At 50.2% G+C, this 17,309-nt stretch carries 17 protein-coding genes and 1 tRNA gene; 7 read left to right on the top strand and 11 right to left on the bottom strand.

Annotated features, from left to right (window positions below; translation table 11 throughout):
• Positions 1-2 precede the first annotated feature (2 nt).
• The 4 genes from K1Y77_RS09265 to K1Y77_RS09250 form a co-directional block, all read right to left on the bottom strand.
• The gene (locus tag K1Y77_RS09265) at positions 3-452 is read right to left on the bottom strand and encodes a potassium channel family protein (RefSeq protein WP_009724694.1); all 450 of its coding nucleotides are present in this window, start codon (positions 450-452) and stop codon (positions 3-5) included.
• 30 nt (positions 453-482) lie between these two features.
• A complete protein-coding gene (locus K1Y77_RS09260) occupies positions 483-614 on the bottom strand; it encodes a hypothetical protein (protein ID WP_264428112.1) in 132 nt (43 codons plus the stop codon).
• Entirely contained in the window at positions 611-1,822 is a 1,212-nt protein-coding gene (locus K1Y77_RS09255) for an MFS transporter (RefSeq protein WP_264428111.1), read from the bottom strand. The genes K1Y77_RS09260 and K1Y77_RS09255 overlap by 4 nt, the downstream gene beginning before the upstream one ends.
• A 72-nt stretch (positions 1,823-1,894) precedes the next feature.
• Positions 1,895-3,355 carry a GntP family permease gene (locus K1Y77_RS09250; RefSeq protein WP_264428109.1) on the bottom strand — a complete coding sequence of 487 codons (1,461 nt, stop codon included), beginning with the start codon at positions 3,353-3,355 and terminating at the stop codon, positions 1,895-1,897.
• 333 nt (positions 3,356-3,688) lie between these two features.
• Here K1Y77_RS09250 and fabI point away from each other — a divergent pair, with 333 nt between their 5' ends.
• The 4 genes from fabI (at position 3,689) to K1Y77_RS09230 (ending at position 8,707) form a co-directional block, all read left to right on the top strand.
• Complete coding sequence (gene fabI, locus K1Y77_RS09245) at positions 3,689-4,462, top strand: enoyl-ACP reductase FabI (protein WP_264018192.1); 774 nt, start codon at positions 3,689-3,691, stop codon at positions 4,460-4,462.
• 58 nt (positions 4,463-4,520) lie between these two features.
• On the top strand, positions 4,521-5,951 hold the full coding sequence (locus K1Y77_RS09240) for a bifunctional enoyl-CoA hydratase/phosphate acetyltransferase (protein ID WP_030072722.1): 1,431 nt from the start codon (positions 4,521-4,523) through the stop codon (positions 5,949-5,951).
• A gap of 2 nt (positions 5,952-5,953) precedes the next feature.
• Entirely contained in the window at positions 5,954-7,207 is a 1,254-nt protein-coding gene (locus tag K1Y77_RS09235; RefSeq protein WP_264018193.1) for an acetate/propionate family kinase, read from the top strand.
• 153 nt (positions 7,208-7,360) lie between these two features.
• Entirely contained in the window at positions 7,361-8,707 is a 1,347-nt protein-coding gene (locus tag K1Y77_RS09230) for a Na+/H+ antiporter family protein (protein ID WP_030072726.1), read from the top strand.
• 75 nt (positions 8,708-8,782) lie between these two features.
• On the opposite strand, the gene K1Y77_RS09225 is transcribed toward K1Y77_RS09230, so the two are convergent.
• The 4 genes from K1Y77_RS09225 to K1Y77_RS09210 all read right to left on the bottom strand — a co-directional run bounded on the left by K1Y77_RS09225 (position 8,783) and on the right by K1Y77_RS09210 (position 12,371).
• The gene (locus K1Y77_RS09225; RefSeq protein ID WP_030072728.1) at positions 8,783-9,517 is read right to left on the bottom strand and encodes an RNA methyltransferase; all 735 of its coding nucleotides are present in this window, start codon (positions 9,515-9,517) and stop codon (positions 8,783-8,785) included.
• A gap of 161 nt (positions 9,518-9,678) precedes the next feature.
• Positions 9,679-11,322 (bottom strand): chaperonin GroEL, encoded by a 1,644-nt coding sequence (groL, locus tag K1Y77_RS09220; RefSeq protein ID WP_030072731.1) that lies wholly within the window; start codon positions 11,320-11,322, stop codon positions 9,679-9,681.
• Positions 11,323-11,380: 58 nt separating this feature from the next.
• Entirely contained in the window at positions 11,381-11,674 is a 294-nt protein-coding gene (locus K1Y77_RS09215; protein WP_030072732.1) for a co-chaperone GroES, read from the bottom strand.
• 229 nt (positions 11,675-11,903) lie between these two features.
• A complete protein-coding gene (locus K1Y77_RS09210; protein ID WP_030072737.1) occupies positions 11,904-12,371 on the bottom strand; it encodes an FxsA family protein in 468 nt (155 codons plus the stop codon).
• 228 nt (positions 12,372-12,599) lie between these two features.
• Here K1Y77_RS09210 and K1Y77_RS09205 point away from each other — a divergent pair, with 228 nt between their 5' ends.
• Positions 12,600-13,361, top strand: a complete 762-nt coding sequence (locus tag K1Y77_RS09205) for an SDR family oxidoreductase (protein ID WP_264018198.1) — start codon at positions 12,600-12,602, stop codon at positions 13,359-13,361.
• Positions 13,362-13,447: 86 nt separating this feature from the next.
• On the opposite strand, the gene K1Y77_RS09200 is transcribed toward K1Y77_RS09205, so the two are convergent.
• The 3 genes from K1Y77_RS09200 to K1Y77_RS09190 form a co-directional block, all read right to left on the bottom strand.
• Positions 13,448-14,521 carry a hypothetical protein gene (locus K1Y77_RS09200; protein WP_264018199.1) on the bottom strand — a complete coding sequence of 358 codons (1,074 nt, stop codon included), beginning with the start codon at positions 14,519-14,521 and terminating at the stop codon, positions 13,448-13,450.
• A 39-nt stretch (positions 14,522-14,560) separates the two neighbouring features.
• Positions 14,561-15,190 (bottom strand): hypothetical protein, encoded by a 630-nt coding sequence (locus K1Y77_RS09195; RefSeq protein ID WP_030072743.1) that lies wholly within the window; start codon positions 15,188-15,190, stop codon positions 14,561-14,563.
• 176 nt (positions 15,191-15,366) lie between these two features.
• Positions 15,367-15,451, bottom strand: a tRNA-Leu gene (locus K1Y77_RS09190).
• A 204-nt stretch (positions 15,452-15,655) separates the two neighbouring features.
• On the opposite strand from K1Y77_RS09190, the gene K1Y77_RS09185 reads away from it, so the two are divergent.
• Both K1Y77_RS09185 and K1Y77_RS09180 read left to right on the top strand, forming a co-directional pair.
• Positions 15,656-16,255, top strand: coding sequence for a ComF family protein (locus tag K1Y77_RS09185; RefSeq protein ID WP_264428101.1), 600 nt, complete (start codon positions 15,656-15,658; stop codon positions 16,253-16,255).
• 33 nt (positions 16,256-16,288) lie between these two features.
• Positions 16,289-17,263, top strand: a complete 975-nt coding sequence (locus tag K1Y77_RS09180) for a serine/threonine protein kinase (protein ID WP_030072747.1) — start codon at positions 16,289-16,291, stop codon at positions 17,261-17,263.
• Positions 17,264-17,309 lie beyond the last annotated feature (46 nt).

Below are 17,309 nucleotides of genomic sequence, written 5' to 3'. Positions count from 1 at the left end.
GGTTATCTTCCCACTCGCCAATGTTTTTGCATCTCAATAAAAGTGAACGATGCCGACCAGGTAATCAGAACAAAGCCTGTTAATGCTAGAGTTCCATATAAAAACCGGACTGGCCCCGTTGCATAAATATCGCCATAGCCAACGGTGGTGTAGGTGACAGCAGTGAAGAATATATAATCTAGAACATTAAAGCTCTCATAACCTTCTAATGCACCTATGCCAAGGAGCTCAGTTAACCACCAGCCGGTTACGCCAAACAGCCAAATCTCAACAATGTGCGTCAATAAAACGCCAAATGCCATGCCAAGAATACGCTGGCGATGTGGTTTCTTTGAACGCTCAATTTGTCGTGATATTAACCACAACGATTCATAGTGAAGCAGCACCGCCAGAACAACAACGATAACGGTAGTTATTACGACAGCCACGTGCTCGGGATATGGAATGATCAAGTAATTAACGTCTCAGCTGTTATTGAGTATTCAGCACAGTCGGCTGCCAAACAGTAGTAGTGAGCTATCCAGCGAATGCCAGCCCCACCAAGCGAGAGCAGTTCCACCCAGCAAGAGAGCTGCTATTACCACAAATACGGCCAATGTTGACAGTGGCTTCATGAGGCCACCTGGGGAGCCGTTGCGTTGCGTGCCAACGGTTTCTCGCTGATAAACCAGTGCAAACCAGCGGCGACCAGTGAAAGTACAATGGCAATTTTCCAGACAGTGTCATAATGGCCAGTGATATCATAGAGATAGCCGCCGAGCCAGACGCCCATAAAAGAGCCTAGCTGGTGAAATAAGAACACAATACCGCCCAGCATAGATAAATGGCGAACACCAAATACTGATGCCACAATGCCATTGGTTAAAGGAACAGTTGAAAGCCACAGTAGGCCCATGGCGATACCAAATATATAGGCGCTGGTAGCTGACAGCGGCAGCATAATAAACACAGCAATGACCACGCCACGAATCAGATATAACCAGCTGAGCAGGCGTGGCTTCGACCAAATTCCCCCCATCCACCCCGCTGTGTAGGTGCCCAGGATATTAAACAACCCCACTAAGGCTAACACTGTGGTACCCACTTGAATGGCCAGCCCATTATCAAATAGGTACCCAGGCAGATGAACCGCGATAAAGACTACTTGAAAGCCGCACACGAAAAAACCTAGGCACAACAGCCAAAAGCCTTTTTGCCCCGCCGCTTCGTTGAGCGCATCGCGTAGGCTTAAGTCGCCCAGCGCGTTAGGGCTTGGGCGGTCTTTGAGCATTGCCCCCAGGGGAACCATCAGCGCGGCAATAACCCCCATGGCCAGTAATGCCGCTGACCAGCCAAGCCATTCAATTAGTCCTAATGTACCGGGTAGCATCGCAAACTGACCAAAAGAGCCAGCAGCACTCACAATACCCATCGCCATGCTACGTTTTTCAGGCGCTACCGCACGACCGACTGCTCCCAAAATCACTGAAAATGTTGTTCCAGAAAGGCCCAGCCCAATCAGTAACCCAGCGCTTAACGTCATGCCAAGCGCGCTGGTGGAAAGGCTCATAAAGCACAGTCCAGCGACATACAAAACGGCCCCAACCACAATAATTTTGGCCGCTCCAAAACGGTCGGCCAGTGCGCCGGTGAATGGTTGCGACAGGCCCCATACAAGGTTCTGAAGCGCGAGCGCAAAGGCAAATACACCCCGACCCCAGCCGAAGTCGCTGCTCATCGGTTCAAGGAAAAGCCCAAAGCCATGGCGAAGCCCCATGGCCGTGGAAATAACCAAGCTTGCCAGCAGTATCAGAAGGAAGGCGTTTTGTCGTGCGATAGCCATATAAGGTCTCGTTATTGTTCAGGCTAATAAATGCTTAACTCATTACTTAACTATCGCATGTGGTGCGTTTTTTTAGAAGCTGCCAAACAGCGTGCCTAGAGTGATTACGCTAACGAGTGCGGCAATAGGCAGCAAAATCGTTACCATTGCCAAATTACCGTAAGACTGGCGGTGGGTTAAGCCGCAAATAGCCAGAAGTGTAATCACTGCGCCAGAGTGAGGCAGCGTATCCATACCGCCCGCGGCGAGTGTTGCTACCCGGTGCATGAGCTCTGGACTAATTCCCGCTTGCTCCGCCATCGCGAGGTATTCGCTGCCAAGTGTTTGCAACGCAATGGAAAGGCCGCCTGATGAAGAGCCCGTAATCCCAGCGAGCACACTCATAGCCATGGCTTCGGATATTAACGGATTTCCTGGGGAAACATTCAGCACGGCATCGCGAATAATGGCGAAGCCTGCCAGAGTTGCAATAACCGCTCCATACCCAACTTCAGAAGCAGTATTGAAAATTGGCAGAAGCGAGCCTAAGCACCCCTGGTTAACCGTGGCTTTCAAATCCTGCCAGTAACGCCAGCGAGTAATAATCAACCAAGCAGAAGCGCTGAGCAGGGCAATTAATACAGCCCAGAGCCCGGTTTGCCTGCTGGGCGTTACGTTCTCGAAGTTGTCGCTGATAAAGCTAAGGTCCATCACTGGAAAGATGCCGTAAGTAAACAGGGCGTTAAGACCAATCACCATGACCAGTGGAATCAATGCAATAGCCAGTGGCATGGTAGGTGCTGAGTTAGTCGCGGTGTCAGCTGTAGTTGTGTCAGTTGTGTCAGTTGTGTCAGTTGTGTCAGTTGTGTCAGTTGTATCCGTTGTGTCAGTTGCTTCCCGCTCTGTATGGGTGCCATAGCCTTCGCCACACGCTGCCGCTTTTTTAACGCGTGATTGCAGATAGAGAATGCCCAAACCTAGCATGATCAGCCCCGCAATCACCCCTAATCCCGGCGCTGCGAAGCTGTTGGTACCAAAGTAAGGGATAGGAATGGCATTTTGGATAGAAGGTGTGCCGGGTAAGGCAGTCATAGTAAACGTGAATGATCCCAGCGCAATAGAGGCGGGTATTAAGCGCTTTGGCACATTCGCTTGGCGAAATAACTCACGGCTGATGGGATAAATCGCGAAGGCAACGACAAAGAGCGATACGCCGCCATAGGTCAGCACTGCACAGGCAATAACGACGGTCAGTACCACGTGATGGGTGCCGAGCCGATTAACGATGCCATTTGAGATTGACTGCGCTGCTCCCGAGTCAGCCATTAATTGGCCAAACAGCGCTCCTAATAGAAATAACGGAAAGAACTGAATGACGTAATTTCCCAGTGCCTTCATGAATGTATCGGTATAGACCGGTAGTAGAAATGCCACATCGCCGGATAACAGCACTGCAAGAGAGGCCATAAGTGGCGCTAACAGCAGTACAGAGATGCCGCGGTAGGCGAAAAACATCAGTAGCAGTAAAGAAATAATAATCGCTAGCATGCCCATACAGGCTCCCAAGATATGGTTACAAATGATGTGGTTAGCCACAGGGTTAAACGACAAGACACGCAGTTAGAAAACGTCACTGAGAAACGCAGCTAAAAAAGACGTATCGTTAAATTAGCAGTGTCGGTAATAAGTTGAGGGCGGCATACTAGGTAGTATGTTGCACAGCAGCAAGGGTGCTTTTACTAAAGTCGTAGGCCTGTGTCACAAAGGCTCCACGTTTATTAGTGACTCTTTTCGTTAAGACCTGAAGGCAAGCGTTATTCAATAAAGCCTTTGGCGACATTAACGATGGCTTGATTTTCTTATTATCAACTTCTTAGGAGGCCAACGGTGTCAAATCCTTTTTCCATGCAAGGCAAGGTCGGTATTGTCGCGGGTGTTGCCAATCAAGACAGTATTGCGTTCGGCTGTGCTCAGGCGCTGCATCATGCTGGTGCTGAGTGCCTAGTCACTTACGCTTCTCCCCGTGCTGAAAAGTTCGTGACACCACTGGCAGTTGATATGGGGGAGCCGGAATTAATACTGTGTGATGTGCAGCATGATGATCAGCTTGAGGCCCTGTTTGAACGGGCCAGAGCGCGCTGGGGCCGACTAGATTTTGTTGTTCACTCGATTGCCTATGCGCCCCTTGACGACTTGCATGGACGGGTAGTGGACTGCTCAAAAGAGGGGTTTTTACTCGCTATGGATATTTCCTGCCACTCCTTTATTCGCATGGCTAAGCATGCCGAACCGTTGATGAAAGAGGGAGGGAGCCTGTTCAACATGACCTACTACGGGGCCGAAAAGGTGGTTGATAACTACAACTTAATGGGCCCCGTAAAAGCCGCGCTTGAATCTGCCACGCGCTATATGGCCGCTGAGCTTGGCCCCCAGGGCATCCGTGTGCATGCAGTATCGCCAGGTGCTATTCGTACACGGGCAGCGTCTGGGCTTAAAGCGTTTGATGAACTAGCTCATGATGGCGAAATGCGCTCGCCACTACGCCGGCTTGCTAGCGTGCAAGATGTTGGCAATGCAGTGGTTTATTTAGCCTCTGACGCTGGCGCTTCACTGACGGGGTTGACTCACTACGTTGATGCAGGCCATCACCTTCGTTTTTAACATCTGGTGGGCTAAGCCAACGGCCTAGCTTAAGGAAACGTTCAAAAGGAGTAACTCGATGTCGGTCAATGACGTAAATGATCTAATTGAAAACCGCACTTATGACGAAATAAGCGTTGGTGATGAAGCCCATTTGGAAAAACGCCTGACCATGGAGGACATCAAGTTATTTGCTGTGATGTCAGGGGATGTTAATCCGTCACACGTCGATAGCGACTTCGCCAAAAGCAGCCGTTTTCAGGAAGTGATTGCCCACGGTATGTGGGGTGGGGCGTTGATCTCTACCGTATTGGGTACCCAGCTGCCTGGGCCGGGTACGGTCTATCTTGGCCAGACGCTGAAGTTTAAGGCGCCAGTAAGGCTCGGCGATGTACTGCGGGTATCCGTGCGGGCTACTGAAAAAGACGACCAGCGTCACCGAATTACCTTCGCCTGTCGCTGTGAAAATCAACGAGGCGATACGGTCATCGAAGGAGAAGCTAGTGTCTTAGCGCCGGTTAAAAAAATTAGTCGTCCTCGCGCGCTGCTGCCAAAAGTACGCTTAACCGAGCGTGGCAGGTTACATGAAATCTTAACGGCTGCTGATCGTCCAGAACCGATGCCCACCGCAGTCGTTCACCCAGTGGATCAAAGCGCCATTTGCGGAGCGGTTGAGTCAGCGGCACAAGGGTTAATCATTCCCGTACTGGTTGGGCCCAAAGGGAAAATACAGCTTGCGGCTGAAAAAGCTCAGGTTGATATCAGCGCCTTTGAGCTGGTGGATGTACCCCATAGCCACGCCGCAGCCGAGCAGGCAGTAGCATTAGCCCGCCAGGGGCGCGTAGGTGCGTTGATGAAAGGCGCACTGCACACTGATGAGCTTTTACGTGAAGTACTTAAGCGTGACACGGGGTTGCGCACCGAACGGTGTCTGAGTCATGTGATGGCCTTCGATGTACCAACTTACCCAAGACCGCTGTTAATCACCGATGCGGCGATCAATATTTATCCTAAGTTGGCGGAAAAGCGCGATATTGTTCAAAACGCCATTGAGTTGGCTCATGCGCTGGGTAATGACAATCCTCTTGTGGCGATTCTTTCTGCTGTCGAGACCGTTAATCCTAAAATCACCTCCACGATTGATGCGGCGGCACTGTGTAAGATGGCAGAGCGTGGTCAGATAACCGGTGGCACCTTAGATGGTCCGCTAGCGTTTGATAATGCCGTTTCAGAAGCAGCGGCAAGAACTAAAGGTATCGTTTCGCCAGTCGCTGGGCGTGCCGATATTCTCTTAGCGCCAGATCTTGAAGCAGCCAATATGTTAATGAAGCAGCTTACCCACTTAGCGGACGCAACGGGCGCAGGCGTTGTTGTCGGTGCTAGAGTGCCGATTATGCTAACAAGCCGTGCAGACGACGCGTTGACGCGTATGGCGTCCAGTGCGTTAGCGTTACTGCTGGCTGATCATCAGCGTCGTTGTGGCATGCTTGGTAGGACTTCAGGAGCTTAATAATGCAAGAAATATTGGTGCTAAATAGCGGCTCTTCTAGCGTTAAGTTTGCCCTTTATCATGTTGGAACTGCTTATTATGCGATGGATGAAGACGCTACTGGCACACCCAAAGAAGCGTTGACGCTTAGCTACAGTGGTCATTTTTCGGGTTTGGCTACGTCTCAGTGCCGTGTGTCGTTGGTACATAAAAAGGTCGGACAACAACCGCATCACTATGAGCTGCAAGCGCTGCAGGCGATGGGACTAACGCCAGCAACGAATCATGAAGAAGCCATTACAAAACTTATGGTGTGGCTTGACCAACGTGACGATAAAGGCACGCTGATCGCTATAGGGCATCGCGTTGTTCACGGTGGCCAAACCTACCACGAAGCGGTTAGGTTAAGCGCTAATGATGTGGCTGAGTTGGAGAAGTTTTCAAGCCTAGCGCCATTGCATCAGCCCCATGGTCTTGCCCCTATTAAGCTATTAATGGAACAAGTACCCGATGTGCCACAGATCGCATGCTTCGATACTGCGTTTCATGCTCGTCAACCTTGGGTGGCTCGGCAATTTGCGCTGCCGCGAGAGCTTACCGCCAAGGGGCTAATTCGCTACGGCTTCCATGGCCTTTCCTATGATTATATTCAGCGCACTTTGCCGAATGTTTTGCCTAAAAATGCACCTCGTTCGCGAGTGATCGTTGCGCACTTGGGTAATGGTGCCAGTCTGTGCGCTATCCGTGATGGCGTCAGTATCGCTTCAACTATGGGCTTTACTGCACTTGATGGTCTGCCGATGGGCACACGTTCCGGTACGTTGGATCCTGGGTTGGTGCTGCACTTAATTGGTCAGGAAAAAATGAGTGTCGAGGAAGTGTCGTCACTCTTATATAAGCAATCAGGCCTGTTGGGTGTTTCAGGTATCAGTAGTGATATGCGCGAGTTACTTGCAAGTGATGCTCCCGAGGCTGAAGAAGCTGTTGAGCTTTATTGCTATCGAGCCGCGCGGGAAATTGCCAGCTTAGCTGGGGCGCTTGGTGGGCTTGACCAATTAGTGTTTACGGCGGGGATTGGCGAACATGCCGCCGCTGTGCGTGCGCGTATTGTGGCGCAGTGTGAGTGGCTTGACATGCAGCTTGATGAGCAGGCGAATCATCATAATGCTATTTGTATTTCTGCAGCGGACAGTGGTGTCGGTGTTTGGGTGATACCAACGGATGAAGAGCGCGTGATTGCCATTGATTGCCTAACGCTTCTTAACAAAGCAGATTAACCAGCCAGTCCCCTGGTGTCAGAGGCGACACGTGCGACGTTAGACATTGTGATTGTTGCTATTTCTATAGTGATTACCGCTACCGAGAAACCACTGATCTGATAGAATCCCCAGCTTTTGTAAGCTCACTCACTTATCTTACTGGGAATTTTCATGAACGCGGTAATTCTTGCTGTGCTAGTCATGGTGGCACTTTCGCTTGCTCGGGTATCCGTGGTATTTGCGCTTGTTGTTGGGGCGTTAGTAGGGGGATTAGTTGGCGGTTTATCACTGGATGAAACGCTTAGTGCTTTCAATGATGGTGTTGGTGGAGGCGCGCAAGTAGCCCTTGCTTATGCCACTCTTGGAGCCTTTGCGGTGGCTATTTCCCGTTCGGGGCTTCCCGATATGCTGGCAAATCGGCTAATTACGATGCTGGGGAAAGAAGCCACCGCAGCACATCAAGCGAGAGTAAAAGTGTTTTTGCTTGTTGCTGTGCTCTTGGTGGCTATTTCATCGCAAAATGCCATTCCTGTGCATATTGCGTTTATCCCCGTACTGATACCACCGCTATTAGTGGTGATGAATCGCCTTCAGCTTGATCGGCGCGCCGTGGCTTGTGCGCTCACCTTTGGGTTAACTGCCCCCTATATGCTACTACCAGTAGGATTCGGCGCGATCTTTCTAAATGATATTCTGCTGGCGAATTTAAATAGCGCTGGCGAGTCGCTAGGCTTGGAAATTACCCGGGGCATGGTGCCCATGGCAATGGCTATTCCGGTAGGTGGCATGGCGATTGGCTTACTCGTAGCACTTTTTTTCAGCTACCGTGGACAGCGCGAATACACCAGTAAAGACCTTGTGGCGACGAATGCTCACCAAGGCCACACGCCTGCAAAGCCTCATACATTTGGGCTTGTGATGTCGGGTGTGGCGATTGTAGCCGCACTAGGGCTGCAGCTTTATACCGGTTCTATGATTGTGGGTGGGCTAGTGGGGATTGGCTTGCTGTCGCTGGGCGGTATTTTTAAGTGGCGTGAAGCGGATGATCTCTTTACCAGCGGTATGCGCATGATGGCGTTGATCGGCTTTATTATGATTTCAGCAGCTGGTTTTGCAGAAGTCATGAAGGCGACAGGGGCCATTGACTCGCTAGTGGCAGGTGCGTTTGAACTATTTGGTGATAACCGCGGTTTGGCGGCGCTCGTGATGCTGCTAGTGGGCTTGTTTATTACCCTAGGAATTGGCTCATCGTTTTCGACCATTCCTATTATCGCGGCGATTTTTGTTCCATTAGCGGTACAGTTTGGCTTCTCGCCGATGGCAACGGTGGTGCTAGTAGGTACTGCAGCTGCACTGGGCGACGCTGGCTCGCCAGCGTCTGATTCTACGCTGGGGCCCACGTCTGGGTTAAATGTGGACGGCCAGCATGATCATATGTGGGACAGCGTGGTGCCTACCTTTTTGCATTACAACGTACCGCTGATTGCATTTGGGTGGCTGGCAGCAATGTCGCTATAGGCGCTTTTTCACAGTTTTCTTGCAGACCAACAGAAGGGCAGCTATGAGCTGCCCTTCTTTACGTTAAAACTGTAACTACTGCTTAGGTAAATGCGTTTCAAAAGCGCTGAGCAGGCCACGAAGTAAGGAGAGTTCCTTACGGCTGGGCTGTGCGCGAGCAAACAGCGCCTGAAGCTGCTCTTCCGTGCGAGCATGAGGCTGAGTTAGAAAGCCACTTTGCTGCATCAAACGTCCAAGGTGGTCTTGAAAGTGTAAAAACTGCTCGCGGCTAGGTGGCGTAGCTTCAATCGGGCGTTGATAAATGAAGGCGCTATCGTCGCGCCTACGCCAAGCGCGGTGCACTTCATAGGCTAAAATTTGTACCGCCTGGGAGAGATTTAAAATACCGTATTCAGGGTTGGCTGGGATACTTACCTGGTGTGTGCAGCAGCGTATCTCATCGTTAGTGAGGCCTGAACGCTCGCGTCCGAACACCAGCGCAACCGGCGCTTGTGTGGCGTTCTCAATCACTTGCTGCGCCATGTCATCGGGTTCATCAAAATGCGGGAGCGGCAGGCTGCGGAGCCTTGCACTCGCCCCCACCACTTGTACGCAATCACTAACTGCCTCTTCAAGGCTGCTTACACAACGGGCATGTTCAAGCACATCCGTTGCACCTGCGGCCATGCGAGTTGCTTCGTCATCAGGAAACGCCCGGGGATTAACCAAGATGAGCTCAGATAAGCCCATGGTTTTCATCGCGCGAGCGGTAGCGCCAATGTTGCCTGGGTGGAAGGTTTGCACTAGTACGATGCGAATATTGGAGAGCACGGTAATGAAGACCTACAAGCTGCCGGATAAAGGCGCTGATGGTAGCATGCTTTTAACTATCGTCAGAGGCAGGAAGGTGGGGCGTCTTTAAATAAAAGAACCCCGCACATGGCGGGGTTCTTAGCGACGTTAAACGTCAGAGCGATAGGCTCAGGGGTGGATCACATCATTCCACCCATACCACCCATTCCGCCCATGCCACCCATGTCTGGAGCGGCGTCTTTCTCTTCAGGGTCGTCAGCGATCATGCACTCTGTGGTGATCATCAGACCAGCAACGGAACCAGCGGACTGCAGAGCAGTACGGGTTACTTTAGCCGGGTCGAGAACGCCCATTTCGAACAGGTCACCGTACTCGCCAGTTTGTGCGTTGTAGCCGAAGTTGCCTTCGCCATCTTTTACGCGGTTGATAACAACAGCGGCTTCTTCGCCGGCGTTGGTAACAATCTGGCGCAGCGGAGACTGCATAGCGCGCAGCGCCATGTTGATGCCATGGTTTTGGTCTTCGTTGTCGCCAGTCAGGCCTTGTACTTTAGCCATGACGCGAACCAGTGCAGTACCACCACCAGGTACAACGCCTTCTTCTACGGCAGCGCGAGTTGAGTGCAGAGCATCTTCAACGCGAGCTTTCTTCTCTTTCATTTCTACTTCGGTAGCCGCACCGACGCGGATAACCGCAACGCCGCCTGCCAGTTTGGCAACGCGCTCTTGCAGCTTCTCTTTGTCGTAATCAGAAGAGGTCTCTTCGATTTGCGCACGAATCTGATTAACACGAGCTTCGATGTCGTTTTCTACACCCGCGCCATCGATGATGGTGGTGTTTTCTTTAGACATCGTCATGCGCTTAGCGGTACCCAGGTGATCTAGGTTCGCTTGTTCAAGCGTTAGGCCGACTTCTTCAGAAATCACAGTGCCGTTGGTCAGGATAGCGATATCCTGCAGCATTGCTTTACGACGGTCGCCGAAGCCAGGTGCCTTAGCAGCAGCCACTTTGACGATGCCGCGCATGTTGTTTACAACCAAGGTTGCCAGCGCTTCGCCTTCGATGTCTTCAGCGATAATCGCGAGCGGTTTGCCTTGCTTAGCAACAGCTTCCAGCACCGGTAGTAGTTCACGGATGTTGGAGATTTTCTTGTCGACGAGCAGGATGTAGGGGTCTTCCAGCTCAACGGCCATGGTGTCTTGATTGGTGACAAAGTAGGGCGATAGGTAGCCGCGATCAAACTGCATACCTTCTACTACTTCTAGCTCATCTTCAAAGCCACGGCCTTCATCGACGGTGATAACGCCTTCTTTACCAACTTTTTCCATTGCTTCAGCAATGATTTCGCCGATGCGCTTGTCGCCGTTAGCAGAGATGGTGCCTACCTGAGCAATCGACTTGGTGTCGGTGCATGGAACAGACATTGCCTGAATCTCTTTAACAGCCGCGCTCACCGCTTGATCGATGCCACGCTTAAGATCCATCGGGTTCATGCCCGCAGTCACGCCTTTTAGGCCTTCCGCAACAATCGCTTGAGCCAGAACGGTAGCCGTCGTGGTGCCATCGCCGGCAGCGTCAGAGGTCTTGGAAGCAACTTCCTTAACCATCTGAGCACCCATGTTTTCGAACTTGTCTTTTAGCTCGATCTCTTTAGCAACAGAAACACCATCTTTAGTGACGGTCGGTGCGCCAAAGGACTTGTCCAGTACCACATTCCGGCCTTTCGGGCCGAGAGTAACTTTTACTGCGTTAGCCAGAACGTCTACACCACGCGCCATGCGTTTGCGGGCATCATCGGAAAACTTAACTTGCTTAGCTGCCATGTTCGTTATTTCCTAAACAGTGAAATTTAAAAGGAAAAGTGAGTGGTCGAGGCGCTGATTAGCCTTCGACAACCGCCAAAATATCGGCTTCGCTCATGATCAGAACTTCTTCGCCATTGATTTTTTGCTTCTCAACGCCGAAACCGTCTTTGAAAATCACTGTGTCGCCAACTTTTACGTCCAGCGGGCGAACGTCGCCGTTATCTAGAATACGGCCATTACCAGCTGCCAGGATTTCGCCACGGGTGGGTTTTTCCTGGGCATTGCCCGGTAGCACGATGCCGCCAGCGGTTTTCTGCTCTTCTTCCACGCGACGAACAACGACGCGATCGTGCAAAGGACGGATATTCATGCTCACGTTCTCCTGAGTATCGTCTGAGCCCATTAGGGCGGTTAGCTAAATGAGATTTTCGTGGGCAGCAGCCCGCGAAAAGTGAAGGTTAAACACCTTCATGTTAATGGCGAATGCTAAAGCCTTCGCCGAATTTGTATGCTGACTCAAAAGTGGGGGCTGGCGAGAACCTTTCAAGGGGTAAGTGATAAAAAAATGTGGTTTTGTGACATTCTTCTTGAATGAGGCTTCAGCGCCGTCTTGCGGTTTCATCTCGACTAATGAATTCACCTTCAATCGGCCCTTGTTGATCGTTTGATCGTGATGTATTGCCCTGCTCATAGCTTGCCTGCTGCTGGCTACCGGTGCTTTTTAAGCCTAGCCAGGTGAGCACCTTGAACATTAGTTGTCGAGCGTTAGGTAGCAGGCAGGCAATGCCTAGCGCGTCGGACAAAAAACCAGGTGCTAATAACAGAGCGCCGCCAAAAATTAGTGCCGCTCCGGTAAATAGTTCTTGAGAAGGAATTTCGCCTACCTGCATACGTTGTCGCGCGCGCGCCAAGGTGGAAACGCCCTCTTTGCGAATTAGGTGCAGCCCAATAAAACCAGTGCCTAGCACCAGTAGCAGGGTGGTTAATAAACCGATTTGGCTACCAATTGAAAACAACAGTACAAAATCAACTAACGTAAACAACGATATAAAAAGAAGAAGGGGCATGACAAACTCCATGACAGGCGTAATCGGTGAATATGGTGACAGAAATTGAAAAAACAAGCAGCTTGCCAGTGGGTGGATGCTGTCTTAGCTACTCTCTTAGCTATTCTAAAACTCGATATTTTGCGCTGAAACTTCTATGCTGCAATGCACAATAGAGGCGTTGACGTATCACGATGCTAATTATTATGCATTGGTGCATTTACGAAGTGTTGATCTAAGGAGAATCACATGAACCTGACGAATAAAGTAATTGCCATTACGGGTGGTGCTCGCGGTCTAGGCTTTGCTATAGCGCAGCGTTTAGGTAAGCAGGGCGCACGACTGGCACTTTTGGATATGAGTGCCGAAGCATTGGATGACGCTGTATCAGTGTTGGAATCCCACGATATCCAAGCAAAAGCATTTGTAACGAATGTGGCTGATGAGCAATCTGTACAGCAGGCATTTGCTGACATTGCATCGCGCATGGGTCCGGTTGGCGGTTGTGTCAATAATGCTGGTATCACTGACGACGGTCTCTTGATTAAAGCGAAGGAAGGTGTGGTTGAAAAACGTATGTCGTTAGCGTCATGGCAAAAAGTGCTTGATGTGAATTTAACAGGCGTTTTTCTATGTGGACGCGAAGCCGCAACGCAGATGGTAGAAGCTGGGCATCAAGGCGTTATTGTTAATATTTCGAGTATTTCTCGCGCTGGTAATATGGGCCAAAGCAATTATGCAGCCGCCAAAGCGGGTGTGCATGCGTTAACAGTGACTTGGGGTAAGGAACTTGCCCGTTACGGGATTCGTACAGGAACCGTAGCGCCAGGGTTTATTGAAACCGAAATGACCGCTGCCATGCGCCCAGATATGCTAGAAAGAATCGCCTCTAGTGTTCCACTTAAGCAGTTGGGCCATCCCGATAACATCGCACAAAGCGTCGCTTTCATTTTTGAAAACGATTACTTTACCGCGCGAATTATTGAGTGTGATGGTGGGTTGCGGCTTTAATCGGTTAACAGACGGGGCGCTGGTAGCCGTGCCAGTGCCTTGTAGTACGTTTCAATTGATGCAGTCTTAGTAAAGAGTGTTCGCAACTAGAAGTGAAAATAATCCCGCTGTATTTCGCGTTGGAAATACATTTCCACGCGTAGTGTCATTGCCCATCGTGGGTCATAGCTGACCTCGCGTTGAAAATGTAGTTCTGGGATGACATCTGCAAATAGTATCCCTTTATGGATATCTCTGCGGTAGCGAGTTTGCAAATAGTAGTTTGTCATTCGAGGATTAGATAGGCTTTCACCAATGGCAATAGCCGAATAACGCAGCGCGCTACGGCTATTTAAGCGTTGGTTTAACTGCACTATCTCACTGTACTCAAGCGTGTCTTCCTCTTCACGCCATTGCACATTGGTGATAAATCTCAGGTGGCGATTGGTAGAAAGCGGACGTCCAATATCCCACTCAGTACGTGCTGAATACCCGGAGTTGTTAAACCAAGATAGTCGATTGAATGATTCGAGCTGCCAGGGGCTATCCTTAAAATCCCACAGACGTTCGCTGGTAAAGCGTACATAGGGATCAAGTGGAAGGCGTAGACGAACGCCTGCGCCAAAGCGATTGCTCCAGTTCTCGCGTTTGTCTCTACTTTCTAACCAATCAAGACCAAAGGTTGATGTTCGGCGATCGCGCTGGTCGTTGTAGAGTCGCCCAGAGCCTTGTTCGGCTAGCGTACCCTGCGATTCTTCTGGATCGCTCTCGATAATTAGGCGAAGGCGATCTTCTGTAGTGGGAAGGTCAATGCGATAACGTACGCTAATATCGCCACTTGTGCCTTCACCTTCCATCCAATCAATCTCTTGGCCAAGACGAAGGTAAGATCTGTTATCGGCAGAAGAGGATTGGTCGCCGCCAAAAAAAGAGTCAATATTTCGTGAGGTATTATCTACCCAGTTGCCGATGCGTGCTCGAAATGGCTCAACGTGTGTTTCAGCCCATTCAGGTAAGTCGCTGTCGCTATCTTCTTCAGTTTCATAGGTGCCAGTTTCATAGCTCTCAGTTTCATAGCTCTCAGTTTCATAGCTCTGATCCGCGTTGCTATTGGCAGCATAGACGTCTGGAGACAGTGCACAAAGTATGCCTAGACAAACGACCGCGAGCACTGGTTTCATCGAAGAGTTCCTAGAAAAATATTGCCCGAAGATGGCATGTTATTTTGCTTTGTACATTTCAATATCTTTAGCCCATTGTAAGACGCGCTTGCGTTCTTGGCGGCTGGTCATGCGTTTTGTGTCGACCTGCAGCGGGTTGAGTTGGTGCAGTGAGTCGGCAGAAAGGTCTAATTTAAAGTGCCGCGATGCGCCAATCGGCATATCTTCAGAGCCATAGATAGCAATAACACGTATTTCAAGCTGAGGTTTTTGCTGTCTTAATGACTGTTCATCAATATTATAATGGCTGATGAGCTGCTCGACGATTGTGCCAAAGGATTGTATATGGAGATAATCGCCTGATGCTAGGGGACCTTGGTGTGTGCGGTAACGCTCGCTTTCATCGTCAGCGCTTTGTTGCTGATACTCGACTACATCAAGTTCATAGCAGTGCTCATCTGTGTGCAGTACAGCGACTAAATGTTGAATATAAATAGCTTCACTACTCATATTGCTTATTAAGCACAATGCGTCTTTACCTACGCCCTTGCCACGGTTGACAATAATCCTAGGGCGGCGCTGGCGGACATAGCCGTTATAAAGCAGTTGGGCATAAAACACCCATACGAACAGAGTGCAAATGCTGGCGATGGCAGATATTGCTTGGGCGTTATCGTTAAGCCATTCCATAGGTTGAGATCCTTCTCAAATCAAAGTGGTATGGATAACTGCTAACGTAGCGCAAAAATGAGTTGAGGTCAGCTAGTCGGGTTATGCAGAGTCTTAAAACAAAAAAATTCGGTTAGCTCAAGGCTACCGAATTTTCTTGGAAGTAAGCACCTTGAGTAAGGTAAGTACTTTTTAATTGGTGCGGATGGGGAGACTCGAACTCCCACACCTTACGGCACTAGAACCTAAATCTAGCGTGTCTACCAATTCCACCACATCCGCTGAAGACGAGGCGTATATTAACAGCATCCTTGTAAATGTCAACGCTGTGTTATGAAAAATATAAAATTGGCGTGTGAGGGGGGGTAGATGATTTTTACGCGGCTAGCGCATTACGCCAGTACGTGGGCCAAGAAAGGGTTGCCAGGTTATTGCGCGTTTTGTCTTTCTCCTGAGAGTCGGGCCAGTTGGTGCCAGGAGTGTTTTATGCAGTTGCCATGGAACGATAGTGGCTGCTTTCGCTGTAAAGAGCCCTTGGATGCTGGGTGCGTGGCGTCCGTTCAAGCTGTTTGTGGTCACTGCCGAGAGCAACCGCCAGCATTTACCGCCGCGACGGTGGAGCTGTTATTTGAAGGTCCTATACGAGCGTTAGTTCATGACTTTAAATTCAATGCGTCACCGCGTGCGGGTATGTTGTTAGTAGAGCTGATGATGGCGAATGTACCTAACGAGTTAGGTAGCGCTCTTTTGCCTGTCCCTATGCACACTGTTCGAGCCCGAAAGCGTGGTTTTAATCAGTCTTATTGGTTGGCTACGCAGCTAGGAAGGCAGGTCGAATTGCCCGTTATAAAAGCGGAATGCCTCAAGCAACAGCCTTCTCAGCGTACATTAAATAGGAACGAGCGCATGCACAATTTAATGGGCGCTTTTCGTATTAATGGTCCACTTCCCAAACATCTCACAATTATTGACGATGTTGTGACCACCGGAGCAACTGGCCATGCGCTCGCAAGAGAAGCACTCCGTGCCGGTGCTCAGCGGGTCGATATTTGGGCGGTTGCGCGAACACCGCTGATACATAATTGATAGAATGCAGGCTTTATTGGATAGGAGCGGTTTATGCCACACCCGTTTAGCACGCTTTCTCCCGATTTAGTGATGTCTGCTGCGGAATCGGTAGGCATTTGGCCAGCTGGTGAGCCGTTTGCACTGAACAGCTATGAAAATCGCGTATTGATGTTTCGCGACGAGGACGGTGAGCGTTGGGTCGTGAAATTTTATCGTCCTGGTCGTTGGGCGGATAGCGTTATTCAGGAAGAGCATGATTTTCTTCAAGAGTTGGCTAATGCCGACGTGCCTGTTATCGCGCCCTGGCGAGATCAGTGTGGTGAATCACTCCATACCTATCAGCAGTTTCGCTTCACGCTTTATCCTCAGTGTAGTGGCCAAGCGCCTGAATTAGACAATCCCGCGCATCTTTTTGCACTCGGTAACGTAATAGGGCGGCTGCATGCGGTATCCGCTCGACAGGCATTTCACCACCGGCCAACACTTGATTGGCAAAGCGATATTAATGATGCAGAAGCTCGTGTTATCAAAAGCGAAAGACTAAGCAAGCATCAGCAGCGTGCTTATAGAAATGTCGTTCAAAAAATTCTTGGCCAGTTAGATAACTATCCCCTTGCCCACAACCGGCTGATTCGAACGCATGGCGATTGTCATTTAGGCAATGTGCTAGGAAGAGACGAGGCATTCACCTTAGTAGATTTTGATGATTGTCTTATGGCGCCTGCAATACAAGATATTTGGATGCTGCTCCCCGAGGGTGACCCCTCTAGTTGGCGAGCACAGTTAAGTGAAATTGTTGAAGGATATGAGGAAGAACGGGCCTTTCCGCATGACCAGCTTTCATTAATTGAGCCACTAAGGGCTTATCGCCTTATCCGTTATACCGCATGGCTGGTTTCTCGCTGGGAAGACCCTGCCTTTCCGCGTGCTTTTCCATGGCTGGCAGAGCGCGGTTATTGGGACCAGCACATCCGCCAGCTTGAGCAGCAACTATTACAGCTTGAGAGGCCTATTTGGCTAGCATGACAATGGTTAAAGTCATGCAGCCATTGCCTGCTAGTGAAGTGAGGGA

The organism is Halomonas qaidamensis (assembly GCF_025917315.1).
In the GTDB taxonomy this organism is placed as follows: domain Bacteria; phylum Pseudomonadota; class Gammaproteobacteria; order Pseudomonadales; family Halomonadaceae; genus Vreelandella; species Vreelandella qaidamensis.
The sequence above is the reverse complement of the archived record's forward strand: the minus strand, read 5'-3'. Positions and strand labels throughout refer to the sequence as shown.

Coding starts and splice junctions, on each gene's coding strand:
- groL (WP_030072731.1), bottom strand. CDS start 11,322: ATGGCAGCTAAGCAAGTTAAGTTTTCCGATGATGCCCGCAAACGCATG.
- K1Y77_RS09215 (WP_030072732.1), bottom strand. CDS start 11,674: ATGAATATCCGTCCTTTGCACGATCGCGTCGTTGTTCGTCGCGTGGAA.
- K1Y77_RS09260 (WP_264428112.1), bottom strand. CDS start 614: ATGAAGCCACTGTCAACATTGGCCGTATTTGTGGTAATAGCAGCTCTC.
- K1Y77_RS09180 (WP_030072747.1), top strand. CDS start 16,289: ATGCCACACCCGTTTAGCACGCTTTCTCCCGATTTAGTGATGTCTGCT.
- K1Y77_RS09185 (WP_264428101.1), top strand. CDS start 15,656: ATGCAGTTGCCATGGAACGATAGTGGCTGCTTTCGCTGTAAAGAGCCC.
- K1Y77_RS09205 (WP_264018198.1), top strand. CDS start 12,600: ATGAACCTGACGAATAAAGTAATTGCCATTACGGGTGGTGCTCGCGGT.
- K1Y77_RS09240 (WP_030072722.1), top strand. CDS start 4,521: ATGTCGGTCAATGACGTAAATGATCTAATTGAAAACCGCACTTATGAC.
- K1Y77_RS09195 (WP_030072743.1), bottom strand. CDS start 15,190: ATGGAATGGCTTAACGATAACGCCCAAGCAATATCTGCCATCGCCAGC.
- K1Y77_RS09230 (WP_030072726.1), top strand. CDS start 7,361: ATGAACGCGGTAATTCTTGCTGTGCTAGTCATGGTGGCACTTTCGCTT.
- K1Y77_RS09235 (WP_264018193.1), top strand. CDS start 5,954: ATGCAAGAAATATTGGTGCTAAATAGCGGCTCTTCTAGCGTTAAGTTT.
- K1Y77_RS09255 (WP_264428111.1), bottom strand. CDS start 1,822: ATGGCTATCGCACGACAAAACGCCTTCCTTCTGATACTGCTGGCAAGC.
- K1Y77_RS09210 (WP_030072737.1), bottom strand. CDS start 12,371: ATGCCCCTTCTTCTTTTTATATCGTTGTTTACGTTAGTTGATTTTGTA.
- K1Y77_RS09250 (WP_264428109.1), bottom strand. CDS start 3,355: ATGGGCATGCTAGCGATTATTATTTCTTTACTGCTACTGATGTTTTTC.
- K1Y77_RS09200 (WP_264018199.1), bottom strand. CDS start 14,521: ATGAAACCAGTGCTCGCGGTCGTTTGTCTAGGCATACTTTGTGCACTG.